Source organism: Clostridium hominis (assembly GCF_014287825.1).
Lineage (GTDB): Bacteria > Bacillota > Clostridia > Clostridiales > Clostridiaceae > Clostridium > Clostridium hominis.
This window is the reverse complement of record NZ_JACOOO010000008.1, coordinates 24,986-47,057: the sequence shown is the minus strand read 5'-3', so window position 1 is coordinate 47,057 and position 22,072 is coordinate 24,986. Positions and strand designations below refer to the sequence as shown.

At 30.2% G+C, this 22,072-nt stretch carries 21 protein-coding genes and 1 other annotated feature; all 21 genes read right to left on the bottom strand.

Going from position 1 to position 22,072, the window contains the following annotated elements; all coding sequences use genetic code 11:
- Window positions 1–58: 58 nt before the first annotated feature.
- Window positions 59–754, bottom strand: a complete 696-nt coding sequence (gene sigK, locus H8S20_RS05855; RefSeq protein ID WP_032118083.1) for an RNA polymerase sporulation sigma factor SigK — start codon at window positions 752–754, stop codon at window positions 59–61.
- 125 nt (window positions 755–879) lie between these two features.
- Window positions 880–2,505: a penicillin-binding transpeptidase domain-containing protein gene (locus tag H8S20_RS05850; RefSeq protein ID WP_032118082.1), complete on the bottom strand. Its 1,626-nt coding sequence runs from the start codon at window positions 2,503–2,505 to the stop codon at window positions 880–882.
- Between the two features lie 55 nt (window positions 2,506–2,560).
- Window positions 2,561–3,178 (bottom strand): uridine kinase, encoded by a 618-nt coding sequence (gene udk, locus H8S20_RS05845; protein ID WP_032118081.1) that lies wholly within the window; start codon window positions 3,176–3,178, stop codon window positions 2,561–2,563.
- A gap of 21 nt (window positions 3,179–3,199) precedes the next feature.
- Window positions 3,200–4,435: a peptidase U32 family protein gene (locus H8S20_RS05840; protein ID WP_032118554.1), complete on the bottom strand. Its 1,236-nt coding sequence runs from the start codon at window positions 4,433–4,435 to the stop codon at window positions 3,200–3,202.
- 62 nt (window positions 4,436–4,497) lie between these two features.
- Window positions 4,498–5,151 carry an O-methyltransferase gene (locus H8S20_RS05835; RefSeq protein ID WP_032118080.1) on the bottom strand — a complete coding sequence of 218 codons (654 nt, stop codon included), beginning with the start codon at window positions 5,149–5,151 and terminating at the stop codon, window positions 4,498–4,500.
- Between the two features lie 17 nt (window positions 5,152–5,168).
- Window positions 5,169–6,182 (bottom strand): endolytic transglycosylase MltG, encoded by a 1,014-nt coding sequence (mltG, locus tag H8S20_RS05830; protein WP_186859530.1) that lies wholly within the window; start codon window positions 6,180–6,182, stop codon window positions 5,169–5,171.
- 87 nt (window positions 6,183–6,269) lie between these two features.
- Window positions 6,270–8,096: a translational GTPase TypA gene (gene typA / locus H8S20_RS05825; protein WP_032118078.1), complete on the bottom strand. Its 1,827-nt coding sequence runs from the start codon at window positions 8,094–8,096 to the stop codon at window positions 6,270–6,272.
- 197 nt (window positions 8,097–8,293) lie between these two features.
- Window positions 8,294–9,961, bottom strand: a complete 1,668-nt coding sequence (locus H8S20_RS05820) for a ribonuclease J (protein WP_186859529.1) — start codon at window positions 9,959–9,961, stop codon at window positions 8,294–8,296.
- A gap of 65 nt (window positions 9,962–10,026) precedes the next feature.
- Window positions 10,027–10,491, bottom strand: a complete 465-nt coding sequence (locus H8S20_RS05815) for a Fur family transcriptional regulator (protein ID WP_032118076.1) — start codon at window positions 10,489–10,491, stop codon at window positions 10,027–10,029.
- A 20-nt stretch (window positions 10,492–10,511) separates the two neighbouring features.
- Entirely contained in the window at window positions 10,512–10,784 is a 273-nt protein-coding gene (locus H8S20_RS05810; protein WP_032118075.1) for a DUF1292 domain-containing protein, read from the bottom strand.
- 123 nt (window positions 10,785–10,907) lie between these two features.
- A complete protein-coding gene (gene ruvX / locus H8S20_RS05805) occupies window positions 10,908–11,327 on the bottom strand; it encodes a Holliday junction resolvase RuvX (protein ID WP_032118074.1) in 420 nt (139 codons plus the stop codon).
- Between the two features lie 43 nt (window positions 11,328–11,370).
- Window positions 11,371–11,628 (bottom strand): IreB family regulatory phosphoprotein, encoded by a 258-nt coding sequence (locus H8S20_RS05800; protein WP_032118073.1) that lies wholly within the window; start codon window positions 11,626–11,628, stop codon window positions 11,371–11,373.
- A gap of 130 nt (window positions 11,629–11,758) precedes the next feature.
- A complete protein-coding gene (gene alaS / locus H8S20_RS05795; protein ID WP_186859528.1) occupies window positions 11,759–14,407 on the bottom strand; it encodes an alanine--tRNA ligase in 2,649 nt (882 codons plus the stop codon).
- Between the two features lie 85 nt (window positions 14,408–14,492).
- Window positions 14,493–14,667 (bottom strand) — a binding site (T-box leader).
- Between the two features lie 63 nt (window positions 14,668–14,730).
- Entirely contained in the window at window positions 14,731–15,759 is a 1,029-nt protein-coding gene (locus H8S20_RS05790) for an AI-2E family transporter (protein WP_032118071.1), read from the bottom strand.
- Window positions 15,756–16,244 (bottom strand): PRC-barrel domain-containing protein, encoded by a 489-nt coding sequence (locus H8S20_RS05785; protein WP_032118070.1) that lies wholly within the window; start codon window positions 16,242–16,244, stop codon window positions 15,756–15,758. The genes H8S20_RS05790 and H8S20_RS05785 overlap by 4 nt, the downstream gene beginning before the upstream one ends.
- A 129-nt stretch (window positions 16,245–16,373) precedes the next feature.
- Window positions 16,374–17,450, bottom strand: coding sequence for a tRNA 2-thiouridine(34) synthase MnmA (mnmA, locus tag H8S20_RS05780; RefSeq protein WP_186859527.1), 1,077 nt, complete (start codon window positions 17,448–17,450; stop codon window positions 16,374–16,376).
- Window positions 17,451–17,468: 18 nt separating this feature from the next.
- A complete protein-coding gene (gene nifU / locus H8S20_RS05775) occupies window positions 17,469–17,912 on the bottom strand; it encodes a Fe-S cluster assembly scaffold protein NifU (protein ID WP_032118068.1) in 444 nt (147 codons plus the stop codon).
- 1 nt (window position 17,913) lies between these two features.
- Complete coding sequence (gene nifS, locus H8S20_RS05770) at window positions 17,914–19,098, bottom strand: cysteine desulfurase NifS (RefSeq protein ID WP_032118067.1); 1,185 nt, start codon at window positions 19,096–19,098, stop codon at window positions 17,914–17,916.
- On the bottom strand, window positions 19,099–19,551 hold the full coding sequence (locus H8S20_RS05765; RefSeq protein ID WP_032118066.1) for an RrF2 family transcriptional regulator: 453 nt from the start codon (window positions 19,549–19,551) through the stop codon (window positions 19,099–19,101).
- A gap of 188 nt (window positions 19,552–19,739) precedes the next feature.
- Window positions 19,740–21,008, bottom strand: coding sequence for a replication-associated recombination protein A (locus tag H8S20_RS05760; RefSeq protein WP_186859526.1), 1,269 nt, complete (start codon window positions 21,006–21,008; stop codon window positions 19,740–19,742).
- Window positions 21,009–21,168: 160 nt separating this feature from the next.
- Window positions 21,169–21,975 (bottom strand): CAP domain-containing protein, encoded by an 807-nt coding sequence (locus tag H8S20_RS05755; protein WP_032118064.1) that lies wholly within the window; start codon window positions 21,973–21,975, stop codon window positions 21,169–21,171.
- Between the last annotated feature and the right edge of the window lie 97 nt (window positions 21,976–22,072).

Sequence of the window (22,072 nt, the reverse complement as noted above, 5' to 3'; positions counted from 1 at the left end):
TTTTATAAAAGATATGGTAACATTTCAATGTATTTTAAATTTTTTATAATATTTTGTATTATTTAGAAGATAATTCCTTTTTCAGTTTCTTTAAAGCTTTTTTTTCGATTCTAGAAACATATGATCTTGAAATTCCTAAGTCTCCAGCTATCTCTCTTTGAGTTCTGCATCTTCCATCTATTAATCCATACCTCATTTTTAATATTTCAGATTCTCTATTTGTTAAAACTGTGCTCATTTTGCTATATAGAGCTTTTATCTGTAAATTAACTTCTACCTTATCAAGAACAGAATCTTTATCACTACTTAAAACATCTATTAAACATATTTCATTCCCTTCTTTATCTACCCCAATAGGATCTTGTAAAGATGTCTCACTATTTTGCTTTTTATTATTTCTAAATAGCATCAAAATTTCATTTTCTATACATCTAGAAGCATATGTAGCTAGTCTAGTACCTTTTGATGCATCAAAAGAATCTATAGCTTTAATTAGACCCACTGTTCCAATAGAAATTAATTCATCAATATCTTTGTTTGGAAAAGAATATTTCTTAACTATATGTGCTACAAGTCTTAAGTTTCTTTCAATAAGAATACTTTTTGCTTTTTTATCTCCTTCCTTCAACAACGATAAATACTTCTCCTCTTCCTTTTCGTCCAAAGGCTTTGGAAATGTATTATTTCCCGAAATATATCCAGTTAAAAGAATATTGTTAGAAAAGAATTCCATAATATTAGAAAATAATATCACTCCATTTTCCTCCTAGCAGTGCTTATTATATAATATGATGGTTTCTAAAAATATTGCTTCATTTAATTTTAAATTTTATGAATAAATAATAGCCAGCCTAAATAGCCAGCTATTGTAATACCTTTTTAATTATTTGAAATTAGTGAATTTATAATTTGCCTAAAAATTGGAGCACCTGTATTTCCGCCACCAAGTTCTCTTCCATCTGGATGATTATCACCTATATTAGGCGCCACCACAAGCAGTGTATACTTTTTGCCATCCATCTCAAAATAACCGGCAAACCACCCATGATTAGTTTTACCACCTTCTCCAGTAGATGTTCCTGTTTTTCCTCCTTGAGTTATCCCCTCTACCTTTGCTTCATAACCAGTACCTTTCCAAATTACATTTGTCATGCTATCTTGAACTATTTTAGCTGTAGTTTCACTAAATACTCTTTTTCCTTCAACTTCAATATGTTCAACCTCATTATCATCATTATCAATAATAGAATCTATAATCGTAGGCTTAATATAAACACCGTCATTTACAACTGCATTTATAGCTCCAGCAATTTGTAAGGGTGTAACTGTTACACATTGACCTATCGAAAAATTGCTTACTCCATCTTCATAGGTAGCTTTAACTCCAGCTGCCTCTTCTTTATTTTCCCCTGATAATCCTAATATCTTTTGATATAATCCTAACTTTTCAGTATATTCTATCATATTTTCATATCCTGATAATTCTCCAACTTTTGCAAATATATCATTACAAGATACTTGCAATGCTTCATCTACTGTTAAGTCTCCATGAGCATATTGTTCTCCTAATTTAGTACATATCTTCCCTTCACAAGTAAATACACTTGATGAAGAAATCTTACCTAAATCTAATCCTATGGCCTCTGTTAATACCTTAAATATAGATCCTGGCTCATATCCGATAGTTCCAATCCCCAAATTTACATTTGCTTTACTTTCATCTTTTTGAACCATAGCTCTAATTTTTCCTGTTTCAGATTCTAAAAGTACTACCCCTATATTTTCTAAAAAACTATAAGAATCATCTAATAAAATATCTCTTATTTTTTCTTCCCACTCTTTATTAATTGTAAGTTTCAAGTTTTTATTGTTTTCTCCATAATTTAATATACTTTCTGTATAATTTGCTTTTTGATCTAAATTAAAACTAATAGATGGATATTCATTTTCTCCAACTATATCTAATATTTGATGTTGGAAGGATCCCTCTACGATATTATCTTCTCTTATATTAGCAATAAAATTTTCTATTCTCCATCCTTCAGAACTATCTACCATATCATAGACATATAAATATATTCCTTTAATATTATTTAATTTCTTTATCTTATTATAAGTTTCCTCTGTTATTTCATCATAATAAGTTTTTCCATTTAAAGCTATTATATCTGAATAATTAAAATTTGTATCTTCTGATTTCATAATAAAATTTAATGCAAGTAAGTCTTCTAAAGTCTCTTCATAATTGTTAAGTTTAAAAGGTCTTGAATCAATTACTAGCACATACTTTTTCTTATAGTTTAATAAATCTTTCCCATTAGTATCTAAAATTCTATAATTAAGTTCTGACAATGTTTCAATCTGGTGATTTTGCAACTCCCCTTGTACCTGAGTAGATGGTTGTACTTGTAAATAATATAATCTTACTGATAATAACATTAATACAGATACATATATAATTAAAATAAAAATTATTCTTCTCTTATCTATCACATGCTTATACAAAAATAAAACACCTCCCTTTGAATAAATTCTATCCAAAAAAAGGTGTTTTATACAGTTACTTCAATATATCTTTTATTTTAGTCATCAGAAGATCTATAGCTACATAATTATGTCCACCTTCTGGTACTATGATATCAGCATATCTTTTACTTGGTTCAGTAAATTGCATATGCATAGGTCTAACCATAGTTAAATATTGATCTATTACTGATTCTACAGTTCTTCCTCTTTCATTTATATCTCTAACAAGTCTTCTTAATATTCTTATATCCGCATCAGTATCTACATATACCTTTATGTCTAATAAATCTCTTACTCTCTCATCTTCTAGAATAAGAATTCCTTCTACAAGAATGATATCTCTTGGATCTACAGTTGTAGTTTCCTTAGCTCTATTATGTACTGTAAAGTCATAACTTGGTTTTTCAATAGCTTCTCCATTTATAAGTGACTTTAAATGTTCCACTAATAAATCATTATCAAAAGCCATAGGATGATCATAATTAGTTTTTACCCTTTCATCCATAGATAAATGACTTTGATCTTTATAATACATATCTTGTTGTATCATTGCTATACAGTCTTGCGAAAAAGTAGAGTATAAAGCATCAGCAATAGTACTTTTTCCTGATCCTGTTCCTCCAGTAATCCCTATTAACACAGGTCTTCTCATTAATAGTCCTCCTCGATGATTCTATAAAGTAAGTTTCTTACTAGCTTTAACTAGCATATCATTTTTCTTAAGTGGTTTATTAACCTTTGCTTTAAATACCATATGAGCTCTATTAGCTACATCTGTTTTTACATTTTTATCAACATCAAACATATCTGTAAGTGTTACCTTGAAGTAAGGATCTTCAGCTCTTAATACCTCAACTTCATCATTCTCAAAAACTCTATTTTTTTGAAGTATTGTTGCAACCCCTGTTTCTTCATCATACTCTTTAACCATACCTACTAAGTCATAATCTCTTAAGTAAGAAGATTCATCATAATTTTCTTCACCATTTATTCCTAAATAGAAGCCAGTATGATATTTTCTATGACTTATTTTAGTTAATATATCCATCCATTCATCTTTAAATTCATATTCATATGGGTTTTTAAAATATGAATCAACAGCTTCTCTATAAGCCTTTACAACAGATGCAACATAAAACTCACTCTTCATTCTTCCTTCAATCTTGAAAGAATAAATTCCACTTTCTATAAGCTCTGGTATATGTTTTATCATACATAAATCTTTAGAGTTCATTATATATGTTCCGTTATCATCCTCTACTACTGGATAATATTCATTTGGTCTTGTTTCTTCAACTAGATAATATTTATATCTACAAACATTTCCACATATTCCTTTATTAGCATCTCTACCTAACATATAATTAGATATTAAGCATCTTCCTGAATATGCTACACACATAGATCCGTGAACAAAAGCTTCAATATCACATCCATTAGGCATATAAGACGTAATTGTCTTTATTTCCTTAAATGTTAACTCTCTAGCTAAAACTATTCTTTTAACTCCAAGTTCATACCAGAACTTAACTGCTCTCCAGTTTACAGTATTAGCCTGTGTACTTAAATGTATTTCTAACTCTGGTGCTACCTCTTTACATATAGCTACTAATGAAGGGTCAGCAACAATAACTGCATCCACTCCTATTTCATAAAGTTCTCTAATATAGCTTTCAGCACCTTCTAAATCATGATTTCTTGGAAAAACATTTAATGTTACATATAGCTTTCTTCCTCTATCATGACAGTATTTTATACCTTCCATTATTTGCTCTGTAGTAAAATTGTTTGAGAAAGCTCTAAGATTAAGTCTTCCTCCCCCAATATAAACTGCATCTGCACCATAATCAACAGCAATTTTTAATTTTTCTAAGTTCCCAGCTGGAGCTAGTATTTCAGGTTTTCTCATCTTTTTACCTCCTTTTAAGTAAGCCTCTAAATCTTCCATTTAGCTTTGCAAACTTACTCCTACTAAGGTAGGAGTTTCCTCTTAGTAATAGCAATTCCATCTCCCATTGGTATTACTGATGTTACTAAATTATCATCTTTCGAAACCATCTCTAAATATGTTCTCATTCTTTTAACTATAGTTATTTTTCTACGTTTAACCAAATCATTTGAAGCTACCATTCCTCTAAACAACACATTATCTGCTATAATAATTCCATCTTCTTTTAAAAGTCTTAAGCAATGAGGAAGAAAATGATTATAATGCCCTTTTCCTGCATCCATAAAAATAAGGTCATATGGTTCTTCAAGCCTTTCTAAAACCTCTAAGCAATCTCCTTCTTCAATAGATATCTTGTCTTCTAATCCAAAATTTTTAATATTTTTCTTAGCAAGCTCTATCATTTCTTCGCTTCTTTCAATTGTTGTTATGTGTGGATTAGTTCCAGCAGCATCATACATCAAGATAGCAGAATAACCTATAGCAGTTCCAAGTTCTAAAATTCTTAAAGGCTTTTTCATCCCTACCATAAATTCTAGAAATTTAATTGTTTCTTTCTGAGCTATAGGAACTTTATTTTCCTTTGCAAACTCTTCTAACTCTTTAATTCTGCCTTCACTTTCAGGTATTAATGACCTTATATATCCTTCCATATAATCATAGGTAATTCCACTCATTATATTCCTCCTAATAGTTAATATCCAAGCTCTTCTTGCTTCTTCATAAAGTCTTCATCGTTATTAGTAAAATAATGCTTATTATCACTTTCTAGTACATAAAATAAATAATCGGTATTCTCCGGCTTTAATGCAGCTATGATAGATGGTGCACCTGGATTGCTTATAGGCCCTATCGGTAATCCTTTATAAAGATATGTATTATATGGTGACTCTATCTCTAGATCTTTATAATAAAGTTTATCTTTATGGTATCCATAAGCATATAATACTGTTGCATCAATACTTAACGTCATATCTTTATTATCCCTATTATAAATAACAGATGCTATAGTAGCTCTCTCTTCATCTACCCTTGCTTCTTTTTCCACCATAGATGCAACGGTAATTACTTTCTCTATATCATCATTATTAACTTTAATACCTAGGTTTGTTACAATCTCATTCCAAACTTCATCAAATCTATTTAATAAAGTTTTAACTATTTCTTCAGGTAATATGCCCTTCTCAAATTTATATGTATCTGGAAATAAAAATCCTTCTAAGTTATATCTCTTTTCACTATTTGCTTTTATGTATGTTGGTAGTGGATATTCATTTATAGCCTTAATGAAATCCTCACTTGTGCATATTCCCTCTTTTTCTAATTTTTCTGCTATGTCATCAATTGTAAACCCTTCAGGTATTGTAAAGTTTATGTAGTTTTCATCAGAAACACTTTGTAATAACTCAATCATCTCTTTAGTTGACATATTTTTATTTAAAGTATACTGACCAGGTATAATTTCTAAATCCATTCCTGTAAGTTTAGTATAAGCTTTAATAACAAATGTATTTTTAACCTTATTTTTTGATTTTAATTCATTTAGTAAGCTATAAAAACTTTCTCCTTCTTCTATTAGTATCTCTTCATCTGAAACTATTTTTAAAGGTTTATTTATTGTAGAATTTAATACAACTATACCTATGATAATAAAACATAAGATTGTTACTGTTATAAACATAATTAATCTTTTAGATTTAAAATTCATAAATACCCCCTATATATAAGTAAATAGCCCCTAGAGGCTATTCACTATTATAATACTTTTTTATGAAATTTTAAAGAAATTTAGATATTATTTTTTACTTCTACTTATTAATCTCTTTCTTTCTGCAGCATTTAATGCTCTTTTTCTCATTCTTACGTTAATTGGAGTAACTTCTACTAACTCATCATGATTTATAAATTCTAAAGATTGCTCTAATGTTAATTGAGTAACTGGTACAAGTTTAACTGCATCATCAGAACCTGAAGCTCTTGTATTAGTTAGCTTTTTACCTTTACATACATTTATATCTATATCTTCTGCTCTTGAACATTCTCCAACTATCATTCCCTCATATACAGGAGTTCCTGGAGTTATAAATAACTTTCCTCTTTCTTGAGCATTAAATAATCCGTAAGCAATAGCCTCTCCTTGTTCAAATGAAACTATTGATCCTCTACTTCTTGTTGGAATATCACCCTTATATGGTCCATATCCATTAAACACGTGGTTCATTATACCATTACCCTTTGTATCAGTCATAAACTCACTTCTAAATCCTATAAGCCCTCTAGCTGGTATATTAAACTCTAATCTAGTATATCCATTTACAGCTGAAGTCATATTAACCATTTCACCTTTTCTTGGTCCCATCTTTTCCATAACAGGTCCCATGAATTCTTCAGGTACATCTATAGTTAAGTATTCCATTGGCTCCATCTTTTTACCATCAATAGTTTTAAATATAACGTTTGGCTTAGAAACTTGAAGTTCAAACCCTTCTCTTCTCATAGTTTCTATAAGTATAGATAAATGTAATTCTCCTCTTCCTGAAACCTCAAAACAATCTGGAGTTATTTCATTAACTCTTAAACTTACGTTAGTTTCTAATTCTTTCATTAATCTATCTCTTAAATGTCTTGATGTAACAAAGTCACCTTCTCTACCTGCAAATGGTGAATCATTAACCATAAAGTTCATGTTTAATGTTGGTTCATCAATTTCAATGTATGGTAAAGCTTCTGGATTTTGTGAATCTGCAATAGTTTCACCTATATTTGCATCAACAACACCACTTAAAGCAATTATATCTCCTAATGCTGCTTCTTGAACTTCTTCTCTTTGTAGTCCATTATAACCAAATACACCTGAAACTTTATAAGTTGAAGTTGTACCATCTTTTCTAACTAAAGCAACTTGTTGATTTTTTCTTACTTTTCCTCTATGAATTTTACCTATAGCTATTTTCCCTAAATACTCATTAGTATCTAAGCTTGTTACTAGCATTTGGAAAGATCCATTTATATCTCCTGTTGGACATTGAACATGCTCAATTACAGTCTTAAATAATGGTTCCATTCCCATATTTGTATCTTCAACATTATATCTTGCAAAACCTTCTCTTGCTGATGCATATATAATTGGGAAGTCTAACTGTTCATCATCTGCACCTAACTCTAAGAATAATTCAAATACTTCATCAATAACTTCTTCTGGTCTTGCATTAGGTTTATCTATTTTATTTATAACCACGATTGGCTTTAACTTTAATTCTAAAGCTTTCTTTAAAACGAACTTAGTTTGAGGCATTGGCCCTTCATAAGAGTCCACTACTAATAAAACTGAGTCTACCATATCAAGTACACGTTCAACTTCTCCACCAAAGTCAGCATGTCCTGGAGTATCTACGATATTTATTTTTATATCGTTATACATAACTGCAGTATTCTTAGAAAGAATTGTTATACCTCTTTCTTTTTCTAAATCATTTGAATCCATCACTCTTTCATCAATTTTTTCATTTGATCTAAATACGTGACTTTCCTTAAACATAGCATCAACTAATGTAGTCTTACCATGGTCAACGTGAGCTATTATAGCTATATTTCTAATATCGTCTCTACTTATTAATTCCATATATATTTCCTCCAAATTGTAATAATAATTTTATCAGAATCTTTTAAAAAAGTTGCTTCAAATTCTTTTAATTATTATTTTTGCTTTAATGTAAACCTATAAATATTTTGCCCAAAAAGAAAATTGGATACACGTGTATCCAATTTTCAAATCTATAAGCTATTCTACTATCTATTTGACCTCTTGTCAACTTTCAGTTAAATTTCCATTATTATTGGTAAAATCATTGGTTTTCTCTTAGTCTTTTCATATAAATAACTTCTAAGTTCATCTCTTACTCTTGATTTTAATGTAGCCCAATCATTAATCTTCTTTTCTTCACATTCTAATAAAATTGATTTAACTATTTCCCTAGCTTCTTCCATTAACGGCTCAGATTCTCTTACATATACAAATCCTCTTGATATAATATCTGGTCCGGCAACAATTGATTTATTTTCTTTTGATAAAGTTACTACAACAGTTAAAATACCATCTTGAGATAAATGCTTTCTATCTCTTAAAACTATATTTCCAACGTCACCAACACCTAATCCATCAACAAATACTTGACCTGCTGCTACTGATCCATTCTTCTTTATAGAATTCCTTGTAACCTCTATTACATCACCAATATCAGCAATAACAAGGTTTTCTTCTGGTAACCCTACTGTCATAGCAAGTTCTCCATGCTTCTTTAGATGTCTATACTCACCATGAACTGGTATAAAGAATTTTGGTTTTACTAATGCTTGCATTAATTTCAATTCTTCTTGATAGGCATGACCTGATACATGAATTTGTGCTAGTGACTCATAAATAACTTCTGCTCCATTTTTGAAAAGTTGATTAATAACTCTAGATACTAACTTTTCATTTCCAGGAATAGGTGTTGCAGATATTATAACTGTATCACCTTGTTTTATATTTACTTTTCTATGGTCTGATGAAGCCATTCTTGAAAGTGCCGACATAGGCTCTCCTTGACTTCCAGTAGTTATAACTACTAATTCATCATCATTATATTTATTAATATGATCTATACCTATAAGTGTTTCCTTATCTACATCAATATAACCAAGTTCCATAGCAACTTGCATATTGTTTTCCATACTTCTTCCTGAAACTGCAACTTTTCTACCATATATTTTACCAGCTTCTATTATCTGTTGAATTCTATGGATATTAGATGCAAAAGTAGCTATTATAATTCTTCCTTTTGCTTTACCAAATATTTTTACTAAACTTTCTCCAACCACTCTTTCTGACATAGTGTATCCAGGTCTTTCAACATTAGTTGAGTCAGCCATCATTACAAGAACGCCCTTTTTACCTAACTCTGAAAATCTTGCAAAATCCATTGGTTCACCATCAATTGGTGTATAATCTACTTTAAAGTCTCCTGTATGAAGTACAACTCCTAATGGAGTATGAATTGCTATAGCAACCGAATCTGCTATAGAGTGATTTGTTTTTATAAATTCTACTGAAACAGAATTAAGTCTTATAACATCTCTTGGTTTAACCCTAATTAATTCTGTTGTGCTTAATAAACCATGTTCCTTAAGCTTTGTTTCAACAATTCCTAAAGTTAATTTTGTTCCATATACCGGTACATTTAATTGTTTTAAAACATATGGTAATGCTCCTATATGATCTTCGTGCCCGTGAGTTAGAAAAATTCCTGTAACTCTCTCTCTATTTTTAATAAGATACGTTATATCTGGAATAACCAAATCAATACCAAACATATCTTCATCTGGAAATCTTAGGCCACAGTCTATTATAACAATATCATTTTTGTATTCAATAGCTGTTAGATTCTTTCCAATCTCGTTTACTCCACCTAAAGGAATAATCTTAACTTTAGCCTTTTCGTTTTTCATATGTCCCCTCCTTCATATCTTTCTTGTATATGTATTAAATCACGCTCTTAAGCGAGAGTTCCCCCTTATTTAAGCTCTTCTTTATGGTCACAACAATCTGAACAAATTCCAAAAAACTTAACGCTATGGTCTAATATCTTAAATTTATAAGTTTTCTCTATTCTTTCTTCTAATTCCTCTAATAAATCATCTTGAACTTCAAAAACTTTTTTACATTTATTGCATACTAAATGATGATGTCTATGCTCTTCATCACTATGAACTAATTCATATCTACTACATCCATCATTTAAATCTAATTTATATATGACATTAACTTCTTCTAAAAGCAATACTGTTCTGTATACTGTTGCTAACCCTATATCAGGACATATTTTTTTTACTTCATCATAAATCTCTTCTGCAGTTAAATGTTGACCTTCTTTATCAATTATTATATCAAGTATAGCTCTTCTTTGAGGCGTTAATTTATATCCCTTTTCCTTTAAGTTTTCTTTCAATTCGTTTATGTTAATACTATTTCCTCCCATTATAACACCTCTTCTTATATTTATTCATCAATAAAAATAGTATTATACGCTTCTTCTACAGCTGCAAGTTCTACTTCATTATCTATAAGTTCAAAGAACTCTTCTCCATTTTCATCCTTTATTACTTTTAAAGCAAATGGATTTTCATCTGGATATGCTTCATCTTCTACTATAACATATTCACATTTTTCATCATTATCTGGATTAACTACATCAAAAAAAGCTATAACCTTTAAGTTTATTTCATTTCCATCTTCATCATATAATTTAATGTTTTCTAATTCTTTTTCCATATTTTTTTCTCCTTTAAATCATCTTAATTTTAAATTTAATATATTATCAATTGTTATTCACTAAACTAATCTTATCAGAAAGAACTCTTTCCTATAAATAAGTGACTCCATCATTAGCACTGATTATTTACTAAGTCTCAACTTGTCAAGATAACCTTGAAGTATATATATTGCTGCTATCTTATCTACTATTTTTTTTCTCTTTCCTCTAGAAAGATCTGCCTCAAGCATAGCTCTATGTGCAGCCACTGTAGTTAATCTTTCATCCCACATCTCTATAGGCAATCCAGTTTTTTCTTTTATTAGCTCTGCTAAAGCCATAACTCTTTCTCCAGACTCTCCTATAGTTCCATTCATATTCTTAGGTAATCCAACAACTATAGTCTCTACACCATACTCCTTACATATCTTATGAACTTCTTCTATATCTTGTTCTTTTTTTGTCCTTCTAATAGTAGTAATTCCTTGTGCAGTCCATCCTAAAGGATCGCTTAACGCTACTCCTATAGTTTTTGATCCTACATCTAGTCCTAATATTCGCATTAAAAACTCCTTAAATTAAAAGTGCCCGATTAACGGGCACTTTCTACTTTATTTCTAAATAAGATTTTATTACTTCTTCTAGTATTTCATCTCTTTCAAGCTTTCTAAGTAAAGCCCTTGCTCCGTTGTAACTTGTAATGTAAGAAGGGTCTCCTGAAATTAAGTATCCAACTAATTGGTTTACAGGATTATATCCTTTTTCTTTTAATGCCTTATATACATCAGTTAATATAGACTTTGTTAAATCCTCTTTATCAACACCTAAATTAAATTGCATTGTTCTATCAAGATTGTTTTCCATAATGTGCTGCTTACTTGCAGCTCACCCCCTTACGTGTTTTACAACTATTAATAGTATTATCATTTTTAGATTATTTATTCAAATATTGTTAACTTAATTATATAACAACTTTTTATAAAAGTATACTATTTTACTTAACTAAATTTTCTACAACTTCGTATGCAACTTCAATAGCTTTAGAAATATTACTTGGATTCTTACCACCTGCTTGAGCCATATCTGGTCTTCCTCCACCGCCACCGCCAACAACAGCAGCAACTTCTTTTATAATTTTTCCACAGTGAATTCCATTAGCTAAAACATCTTTAGATGACATAGCAACTAGATTAACCTTATCTCCACCATTACTTAATAAAATTACTACACCACTATTCATCTTGCTTCTTATTTTGTCAGCTAAATCTCTTAATGCATTTCCATCAACGCCTTCTAAACCATAAGCTACGACCTTAACTCCAGCTATATCTCTTGCTGAATTTAATATATCATCTTCTGCACCAGAAGTAAGTTTAGCTTTTAACTCAGCTATTTCCTTATCTTTTTCCTTTAACTCACTTCCTTGTGAATTAATTTTCTTTAAAATATCTTTTTCATTACATTTTAAAGTGGCACAAGCTTCTTTTAGCAGTCTTTGCTTCTCTTCCATATATCTTATAGCATTTCTTCCAGTTAAAGCTTCTATTCTTCTTATACCTGCAGCAACTCCAGTTTCAGATATAATTTTAAAGAAACCAATTTCTCCTACATTACTTACGTGAGTACCACCGCATAATTCTTTAGAGAACTCACCAGCTGCTACAACTCTTACTTTATCTCCGTATTTTTCATCAAATAAAGCAGTTGCTCCAGAAGCTTTAGCTTCATCAATAGTCATTAGTTCAGTAGACACTGAATCAACTTCCATTATCTTTTCATTTACTAAATCTTCAACCTTTTCAATCTCTTCAACCGTTAACCCTTGGAAATGAGTAAAGTCGAATCTTAATCTTTCATTGTCGACATAAGAACCAGCTTGATGTATATGTGATCCAACTATTTCTTTTAATGCTGCTTGTAACATATGCGTAGCTGTATGATTTTTACAAATGCTTCCTCTTCTAGCTTTATCAACATTTAAAGTTACAACATCTCCATTTTTTATAGTCCCTGTTTTAACTTCAACATAATGAATAGTTTTTCCACCAACATTTTTCTTAGTATTATAAACTAATGCACTTCCATTTTGCCCCTCTATTATACCAGTGTCTCCTATTTGACCACCCATTTCTGCATAAAATGGAGTTTTATCAGTTAAAATATATCCTTTATTTCCTACTGATAACTCTTCTACAAACTCTTCATCAGTAGCAAGAATAACAACCTTTCCTGTTGCAACAGTATCAGTATATCCAACAAATTCTGTTAATACATCAGCCTTAACTTTATTTATTGGAACCTCTTCACTTCCCATATATGAAGTTTCGCCTCTTGCACTTCTAGCTCTTTCTCTTTGAGCTTCCATTTCTTTTTTAAACTCATCTGAATCAACAGCCATTTCTTTTTCTTCAAGAATTTCTTCTGTTAATTCTATAGGGAACCCATAAGTATCATAAAGCTTAAATGCTTTTTCTCCACTTAAAACTTTAGCACCAGCTTCCTCCAATTCTGCTATGTAACCTGATAATATATTCATACCAGCATCTATAGTTTCATTAAATCTTTCTTCTTCTAATGTAATTATCTTTGTTATATACTCTTTATTTTCTATTAATTGAGTGTATGAACCACCATAATTTTCGATTACAGCATCTACAACTTCCTTTAGGAATAATCCCTTAATTCCAAGAAGTCTTCCATGTCTAGCAGCTCTTCTAAGTAATCTTCTTAAGACATAACCCCTACCTTCATTACTTGGTTGAACTCCATCAGATATAAGCATTGTTACTGCCTTAACATGGTCAGTTATTATTCTTAAAGATACATCTATATTACTATCTTTTCCGTATTCAACACCTGATAATTTAGATACTCTATTTAATATATTTTTAACTGTATCTATTTCAAAGATATTATCAACGCCTTGCATTATAGTTGCAATTCTTTCTAACCCCATACCAGTATCTATATTTTTATTCTTTAATGGAGCATAACTTCCATCTTCTTGCTTATCAAATTGAATAAATACTAGATTCCAGAATTCAACTATTCTATCAGCATCAGAAGCTGCCACAAAATCTTCTACATTCGTAACAGATGCTACATCTACGCCTCTATCAAAGTGAATTTCAGTACAAGGTCCACATGGCCCAACTGTTCCAACTTCCCAGAAGTTATCATCTTTACCTAATCTAAAAATTCTATTTGGATCTATATCTGTTTTTGAAGTCCATATATCATATGCTTCATCATCTTCTAAGTAGATAGTTACGTACAGTTTATCTTTAGGTAACTTTAAGACTTGTGTTACAAATTCCCATGACCATGGAATAATTTCATTTTTAAAATAATCTCCAAAAGAGAAGTTTCCTAACATTTCAAAGAAAGTACCATGTCTTGATGTCTTACCAACGTTCTCAATATCACCAGTTCTTATACATTTTTGACATGTAGTTACCCTTTTACTTGGTGGAGTTTGTATTCCCGTAAAATATGGCTTAAGCGGTGCCATACCTGCATTAATCAATAATAAACTATTATCATTTTTAGGTACTAATGGAAAACTCTCCATTCTTAAGTGTTCTTTTGACTCAAAGAACTTTAAAAATTGCTCTCTTAATTCATTTGCTCCTATGAACTGCATAAAATTACCTCCAAAACTTCTTGCTATAATTAGTATTTTCACTAAAATAAATTTAAATATAATAAAAAAGTCTCCATCCCTAAAGACAAGGGACGAAAACTTAAATTCCGCGGTACCACCCTAATTATGCGCTAATTCGCACATCACTTAAAGCATAAAGACTCCAAGATAGCTTCAATATGATAAACAAGAAGTTTACACCATCCACTTCCTCTCTTTATATTTATTACATACCTACTCATTCTTTTCATTGCCTTTTATATTTAATTCAATATTCCTAGGCAAATTATAGTTTATTTATGTCATTATGTCAATTATTATCATCAAAATAAGTAATAATTAATATCATCATATATAACTTTTACTATAACTAATATCGGAACTGCTAATACCATTCCAGCAACTCCTCCGATTTTACCACCTAATATAAGCAATATTATAATTATTATAGGATGGAAGTTGATACATACACCAGTAATTTTAGGTGCAAGTAAATCACCTTCAATCTGTTGTATTAAAAAAGCTCCTATTAGAGCTAAAATTGCTTTTGTAGGCGATTGAAGTAAAGCTATTAACACCATAGGAACTCCCCCTATTATTGGCCCAAAGTAAGGGATAATATTAGCTATGGCATTTAATATAGCTAATATAAGAGGTAACTTTATTCCTAATACTAGTAACATTATAAATGTCAGAACTCCAATAATTACTGATAATAATAATTGACTAACTATATATCTACTCAACACTTTATCAATATTACTATTAATCTTTCTAATTAAAATCCTTTTATCTGTTGGAAAAATTAATAGCATTTTATTATATATCAGCTCCCCATCAGCTAAAAAGTAATACGCTACTACAGGAATTATAGCAAATCCTACTAAATTCTCTAATATCGATGCTATGTTATCTATTAAATTTCCTGATAAGGATGCTAGAAATAAGTTTATCTTCTCATTTATTTGAATATAAGCTGTTTCAAATAAACTTAAATCACTTAAATTAAACTTACTAGCCATATTCATTAAATATAACTCAATATTATCAAGCATAATTCCAAAATTACCGCTTTCATATATTATAGTAGGAACAATAAAATATATTATAGTGGTAAATATCCCTAAAGATAAGAGAATTATTATAAGTGATGATATTCTTTTAGAAATTCTAAATTTATCACATAAATAGTTTCTAAGAGGTTTAATTGCATATGCTATAATAAATGATATTAATATCAAATTTATCACCGAACGAACTGGCTCATAAAAGAAATAAATCAGCAAAATTAATACAACTATAAAAACTATACCTACTTTGGCCAATATCGATTTGTATTTACCTTTAATCATGATATTACACCTCCTAAGTTATGAGGTAATGTTTTAAGCTTAATGTATTCCTTACCTTTATATAGAATGAAATTATCACATAAAACACATCCGCTCAAAAGAATTATTTCTTTACCTTTAAACATAGTATCTATAACCCCTGAACTCATTATAATTCCTTTAATAGTAAATGTTCCTTTATCAATTATTAAATCCTCTAAAACACCTTTCATAATATTTTTATTGTCTACAACATCCATAAATTTTATATTATTAAAAGTTAAGCCTTTATAATTTTCTATACTAGAAACTATAAGCACATCCTCTAGAGAAATTATGTTTTCTTTTTTTACAAAATTTTTTTTATTAAAAATAGATAGACTTGAAATAATAAAACCTTTAATAATTCCCTCATAGAAATCTATAGCTATATCACTTATTGCTCCTAGATACTTTCCATTTGTATCATAGACCTTCATCAAATAAAAATCTCTAGTTTTAAACATAGACTTTCTCCTTTTAAATATTATCTTTTTATTATCTCCCCATCTCTATAATATTATTACTAATTATTGCTAAATTTTAATATAAAAAAAGAAGTCATCTTCTCAATGACTTCTTTATAATTTAATTTATTATAGAATCTCTTCTATTATTCCACCACCAACAACTATATTCCCTTGGTAAAAAACAACGGATTGACCTTTAGTTATTGCTCTTTGCTTATCTTTAAAGCTAACCTTAACTTTTCCGTCTTCTAATTGTGATATAATCGCTTCCGCTGGTCTTCCAGAATATCTAACCTTCGCTTCTACAGTTAATTCTCCTTCTAATTTATCAAAAGGAATAAAGTTAACATCTTTTGCAACAAGATCGGTTTTAAATATATCTACTTCAGGCCCAAGAACTACTTCATTAGTTTCTGGATTTATATCAGTTACAAAAACTGGTCTTCCAAGTGCTATTCCTAGCCCCTTTCTTTGACCTATAGTATAATAAACTATACCTTTATGTTTACCTAATATATTGCCATTCTTATCTACAAAATTTCCCGGAACAACCTCTAATGGTCTAGCTTCTGAAATATAACGTCCATGATTATTATCTGGAATAAAGCATATTTCTTCACTATCTTTTTTGTTATGTACTGCTAATCCAATTTCTTTAGCAATTTCTCTAATTCTGTCTTTTGTATATTCACCACAAGGCATTAATGTATGTGCTAATTGATCTTGAGTAAAATTGTATAATGCATATGTTTGATCTTTTCTATCATCATCAGAACGAATTAGAAGATACCTTCCATCTTTCTCTTCTATCTTTGCATAATGGCCTGTTGCTACATAATCAGCCCCAATCCCTTTTGCTTTTCTTAATAATTCATCAAATTTCAAATGCTTATTACAAGCTATACATGGATTAGGAGTCTTTCCATCTATATATTCTTGAACAAAATAATCAATAACTTTTTCCTTAAAACTATCTCTAAAGTTCATTACATAGAAAGGAATACCTATTTTATCTGCAACTCTTCTTGCATCATCAACAGCAGAAAGGGAGCAACATCCACCTTCCCTTTCTGTATATTCATTATCCTCTTGCCATATTTGCATCGTTACTCCAACGACATCATAACCTTGTTCTTTTAAAAGGTAAGCTGCAACAGAGCTATCTACTCCGCCGCTCATACCTATAACTACTTTCTTTTTCATCAACTCACACCTTAAATTTTATTCATGCCCATGAACAGCATCATGTAATTCATCGTGATCTGTTTCTTCAAATTCCCATCCTTCTGTGCTTAATCCGGCATTTTTTCTATAATCATTTATAGCCTTATGAATAGCTTCTTCAGCTAATACTGAACAGTGCATTTTTACTGGTGGAAGTCCATCTAACGCTTCAGCAACAGCTTTATTTGAAAGTTCCCAAGCTTCTTCTAAAGTTTTACCTTTAATCATTTCAGTTGCCATCGAAGATGAAGCTATAGCAGATCCACAACCAAATGTTTGGAATTTAACATCTTTTATTACGTTATCTTCAACTTTTAAGTAAACTCTCATTATATCTCCGCACTTAGCATTCCCTACTTCACCAATACCATTTGCGTCATCAATTTGCCCTACATTTCTTGGATTTCTAAAATGGTCCATAACCTTATCTGTATATATCATATTATTTTTCTCCCTTCTTAACAAAATCACTCCATAATGGTGACATATTTCTTATTCTTTCTATAATTCCAGGTAATACTTCAATAACATAATCAACATCTTCTTCTGTTGATCCATCTCCTAAAGTTAATCTTAATGATCCATGTGCTTTTTCATGAGGTAGCCCAATTGCAAGTAATACATGTGATGGATCTAATGATCCTGAAGTACAGGCACTTCCACTTGATGCACATACACCTTCAAAATCTAACGATAAAAGTATTGATTCACCTTCTATAAATTCAAATCTTACATTTACATTACCAGGTAATCTCTTATCTCCTCTTGGTCCATTTAGATATGAATATGGAACTTTTTCTAATATTCCATCTATCAATCTATCTCTTAAAGCAGATAAACTTTCCATATGACCTTCTAAATCATTAGTTGCTAACTCTATAGCCTTTCCTAATCCTACTACAGAGGCAATATTTTCTGTTCCAGCTCTTCTAGCTCTTTCTTGCCCACCACCGTGAATTAAGTTGTCAATCTTTATTCCTTTTCTTATGTATAAAGCTCCTATTCCTTTAGGTCCATATACTTTATGTCCTGCTAAAGATAATAAGTCTATATTCATTTCTTTAACATCTACTGGAACATTTCCAACAGCTTGAACTGCATCTGTATGGAAGAATACTTTTCTTTCTCTACAAATTTGTCCTATTTCCTTTATAGGCTGAATAGTTCCAATTTCATTATTAGCAAACATAATTGATACTAAAATAGTTTTATCAGTTATTGCATTTTTTAATTCTTCTAAATCTATAAATCCTTCTTCATTTACGTCTAGATACGTTACATCAAAACCATTTTTCTCTAAATATTCGCAAGTATGAAGAACAGCATGATGCTCTATCTTAGTAGTTATTATATGATTACCTTTTTTTCTATGAGCTGAAGCAATACCTTTTATTGCCCAGTTATCAGCTTCAGATCCACCTCCTGTGAAATAAACTTCATTAACATCACAGTTAAGCCCTTTGGCAACTTGTCCTCTCGCCTTATCAATAGCCATTTTTGTTTCTCTTGAAATTCCATAAAAAGATGATGGATTACCAAATTTTTGAGTAAAATATGGCATCATTTCTTCTAAAACCTCTGGCTTAACATATGTAGTTGCCGCATAATCCATATATACTGTTCTCATTTATTGTTCACTCCTCTTTAAAACTAAAGTTTCATTTTTTTCTTTTATTCTGTTGTAGTCATCTACTATATCTTGTAATGTTATGCTTTCCATAACTTCATCTATACTATTTTTAATTTTTGTCCATAAAAGCCTTGTAGCGCAACAATCAATATTGTCACAAGATACCCCTTCAATACAATCAGCAATTTCTATCGGTCCCTCAAGAACATACATGATATCAGAAACCTTTATATCTTTTGGTTCCTTACCAAGGACGTACCCTCCTTGAGCTCCTCTTATACTATTTATAAGCTTTGCTTTTCTCAAAGGAGAAAAAAGTTGTTCTAAATAATATTCAGAAATACCTTGTCTCTGAGAAATAGTTTTTATTGATAGGGGAGAATCTCCATAATGTATTGCAAGCTCTACCATGGCTTTTACTCCATATCTTCCTTTTGTAGATAGTTTCATTTTCTCACCCCTTATTCAGACTCTTTTGCTCTGCTTTATGTTTATATCATACTAACTTACTCGGCTTTTGTCAACTATACTAATTAGTTTTTTTAAATTTTAATTAATAGTAATTTTACCATAGATTTTTTTATTCAAATTATCAATTTCTCTTATATAAATTAATAATTTAATCACCTAAAACTCCTCTATATATTCTTTACTTTATTCCAATAATCTTTTGTAGCCTTTTCAAATTTATTATCCCCATATATATAATAAGTTTTATCTTTAATATTATCAGGTAGATATTGTTGCTTAATATAATGATTAGGATAATTATGTGGATATTTATATTCTAATCCCCTCCCAAGCTTAGATGCTCCACTATAATGTGCATCCTTTAAATGAATAGGTATATCCCCTACAGTAACATCTTCTAAATCTCTAAGAGCAGCATCTAATGCTAAATATGCCGAATTAGATTTAGGACTCGTTGCCAAAAGAACAGTTGCTTCTGCTAGTGGTATTCTTGCCTCAGGAAAACCTAATTCTCTAGCAGAATCTACTAAAGCTTTTACAATTACAACTGCTTGCGGATACGCCAGACCTATATCCTCAGAAGCTATAACCTGAAGTCTTCTGCAAATTGAAATTAAATCTCCAGCTTTAACAAGTCTAGCTAAGTAATGAACAGCTGCATTTGCATCACTACCTCTAATAGATTTCTGGAAAGCACTTAAAATATCATAATGAGCATCTCCATCAATATCATAAGCTATAATTTTATTTTGCGTAGAATCTTTCACTACTTCAATATCTATAAGAACAACTCTATCTTCATTAGGTCTTGTTGAATTAAGTGCTATTTCTAATCCATTTAAAGCTTTCCTCACATCCCCATTACAGTAAGAAGCAAGGTAACTTTTAGCTTCCTCAGTAACCTGAAGTTTTATTTCACTATAATCTGCAATCTTTATATCCAAAGCTCTATTTATAGCTTTCTTAATATCTTCCTCACTTAAAGGTTTAAATTCAAAAATTGTTGATCTTGATAACAACGCTTTAAATATATAAAAATATGGATTTTCTGTAGTTGATGCTATAAGTGTAATTCTTCCATCCTCTATATACTCTAACAGTGATTGTTGTTGCTTCTTATTAAAGTTTTGTATCTCATCTAAATATAAAACTACTCCATTCACACCTAAAAAAGTATCTAGCTCTTTTGTTATTTCTTGAATATCTTTTAACGATGCATTGGTAGCATTTAGTTTATAAAATCTTTTCCCAGCCTTCTCAGCAATAATATTTGCTACTGTCGTTTTTCCAACACCAGGTGGCCCATAAAAAATCATATTAGATATTCTTCCACTTTTAACTATTCTATCTAAAATTTTATTTTCTCCTAAAATATGTTGCTGCCCATAAACTTCACTTAATTTTCTGGGCCTAACCAAATCTGCTAATGGCTTCATTATTACACCTCAAATTTATTTAAATTGAATATCATCAAAATTATACTATTTTTAAAGTATAACATAATATATATTATAACTTAATTTTAATATATAAAAAATAGGAGCTATGACAAAGTACATAGCTCCTTCAATAATCATAATATTATATTTTAATTATCTATCTATAAAATTCTTGCGTCGCATAAACTGTATTACCTACCTTATATACCCCAATACCAATTGAAGTAAAATTGCTAGATAATATATTTGCTCTGTGACCTGATGAATTCATCCAGTTAGTCATAAATTGGTTAGCTAAAGTAGTAGCGTCAGAGACACCACCTATGTATGCAATATTTTCTCCCCACGAGCTATAACTTACCCCATCTCTTTGCATTTGAGCCGTTATAAGTTCCCCCTCTGGATTATTATGATCAAAATACCCTCTATCACCCATATCTTGAGATTTTATCCTTGCATAATACTCCATTGTACCATTATACGATAATGGAGCTAGTCCATTTTTGCTTCGTTCTTCATTTACCTTATTAAAAATCATACTTTCAACTTCTGCCATATAACTTGAGTCATAAGTAGGTATTTGTGCTTCATTATCCGGCCTAGAAACTTCAACTTCGTTACTTGATTCTTGTATCACTTCTTGTACAACCTCTTCATTTGTATTATCCACTACACTATTAATAACTTCATTTTCTTCTACTACACTATTTTGAACAGGCTCAGAGTTTTCTAGTGATGCAGTTTGTATATCACCTTCATTTACTGCTTTTACTTCTTTCTCTACTACATCTTTTTGTGCTTTACTATCTTCTTTTGAACTACTATCTTCTATGCTTTTTTCTTGAAGCACCTTATTTTCAGATAATTCATTTAAGTTTTTCGACTTTTGATCTAAGAAAATAGTTGTACCTACTCCCCCTATTACGCAAATAGATATAATTGCGGCTATTAGTTTATTTTTCATTGTACACTCCCCTTTATTTTTTCGAACAAGAAACCTCCTTGTCCAATATTTTATTAGTTAAAGTACTTTTACTTCATCTAATCTAGCCTTTTTAAAT

Excerpts from the sequence above, each read along its gene's own strand:
- H8S20_RS05810 (WP_032118075.1), bottom strand. The coding sequence starts at position 10,784 with ATGGAAAAAGAATTAGAAAACATTAAATTATATGATGAAGATGGAAAT.
- H8S20_RS05760 (WP_186859526.1), bottom strand. The coding sequence starts at position 21,008 with ATGAAGCCATTAGCAGATTTGGTTAGGCCCAGAAAATTAAGTGAAGTT.
- H8S20_RS05835 (WP_032118080.1), bottom strand. The coding sequence starts at position 5,151 with ATGAGTGGAATTACCTATGATTATATGGAAGGATATATAAGGTCATTA.
- H8S20_RS05755 (WP_032118064.1), bottom strand. The coding sequence starts at position 21,975 with ATGAAAAATAAACTAATAGCCGCAATTATATCTATTTGCGTAATAGGG.
- H8S20_RS05840 (WP_032118554.1), bottom strand. The coding sequence starts at position 4,435 with ATGAGAAAACCTGAAATACTAGCTCCAGCTGGGAACTTAGAAAAATTA.
- H8S20_RS05765 (WP_032118066.1), bottom strand. The coding sequence starts at position 19,551 with ATGAAACTATCTACAAAAGGAAGATATGGAGTAAAAGCCATGGTAGAG.
- alaS (WP_186859528.1), bottom strand. The coding sequence starts at position 14,407 with ATGCAGTTCATAGGAGCAAATGAATTAAGAGAGCAATTTTTAAAGTTC.
- H8S20_RS05800 (WP_032118073.1), bottom strand. The coding sequence starts at position 11,628 with ATGGAAAACAATCTTGATAGAACAATGCAATTTAATTTAGGTGTTGAT.
- H8S20_RS05785 (WP_032118070.1), bottom strand. The coding sequence starts at position 16,244 with ATGTTTAAAACTAGAGATTTTTATTTGATGAAGGTCTATGATACAAAT.
- ruvX (WP_032118074.1), bottom strand. The coding sequence starts at position 11,327 with ATGCGAATATTAGGACTAGATGTAGGATCAAAAACTATAGGAGTAGCG.
- mnmA (WP_186859527.1), bottom strand. The coding sequence starts at position 17,450 with ATGAAAAAGAAAGTAGTTATAGGTATGAGCGGCGGAGTAGATAGCTCT.
- H8S20_RS05790 (WP_032118071.1), bottom strand. The coding sequence starts at position 15,759 with ATGATTAAAGGTAAATACAAATCGATATTGGCCAAAGTAGGTATAGTT.
- nifU (WP_032118068.1), bottom strand. The coding sequence starts at position 17,912 with ATGATATATACAGATAAGGTTATGGACCATTTTAGAAATCCAAGAAAT.
- mltG (WP_186859530.1), bottom strand. The coding sequence starts at position 6,182 with ATGAATTTTAAATCTAAAAGATTAATTATGTTTATAACAGTAACAATC.
- H8S20_RS05815 (WP_032118076.1), bottom strand. The coding sequence starts at position 10,491 with ATGGGAGGAAATAGTATTAACATAAACGAATTGAAAGAAAACTTAAAG.
- H8S20_RS05820 (WP_186859529.1), bottom strand. The coding sequence starts at position 9,961 with ATGAAAAACGAAAAGGCTAAAGTTAAGATTATTCCTTTAGGTGGAGTA.
- nifS (WP_032118067.1), bottom strand. The coding sequence starts at position 19,098 with ATGAGAACAGTATATATGGATTATGCGGCAACTACATATGTTAAGCCA.
- typA (WP_032118078.1), bottom strand. The coding sequence starts at position 8,096 with ATGGAATTAATAAGTAGAGACGATATTAGAAATATAGCTATAATAGCT.
- udk (WP_032118081.1), bottom strand. The coding sequence starts at position 3,178 with ATGAGAAGACCTGTGTTAATAGGGATTACTGGAGGAACAGGATCAGGA.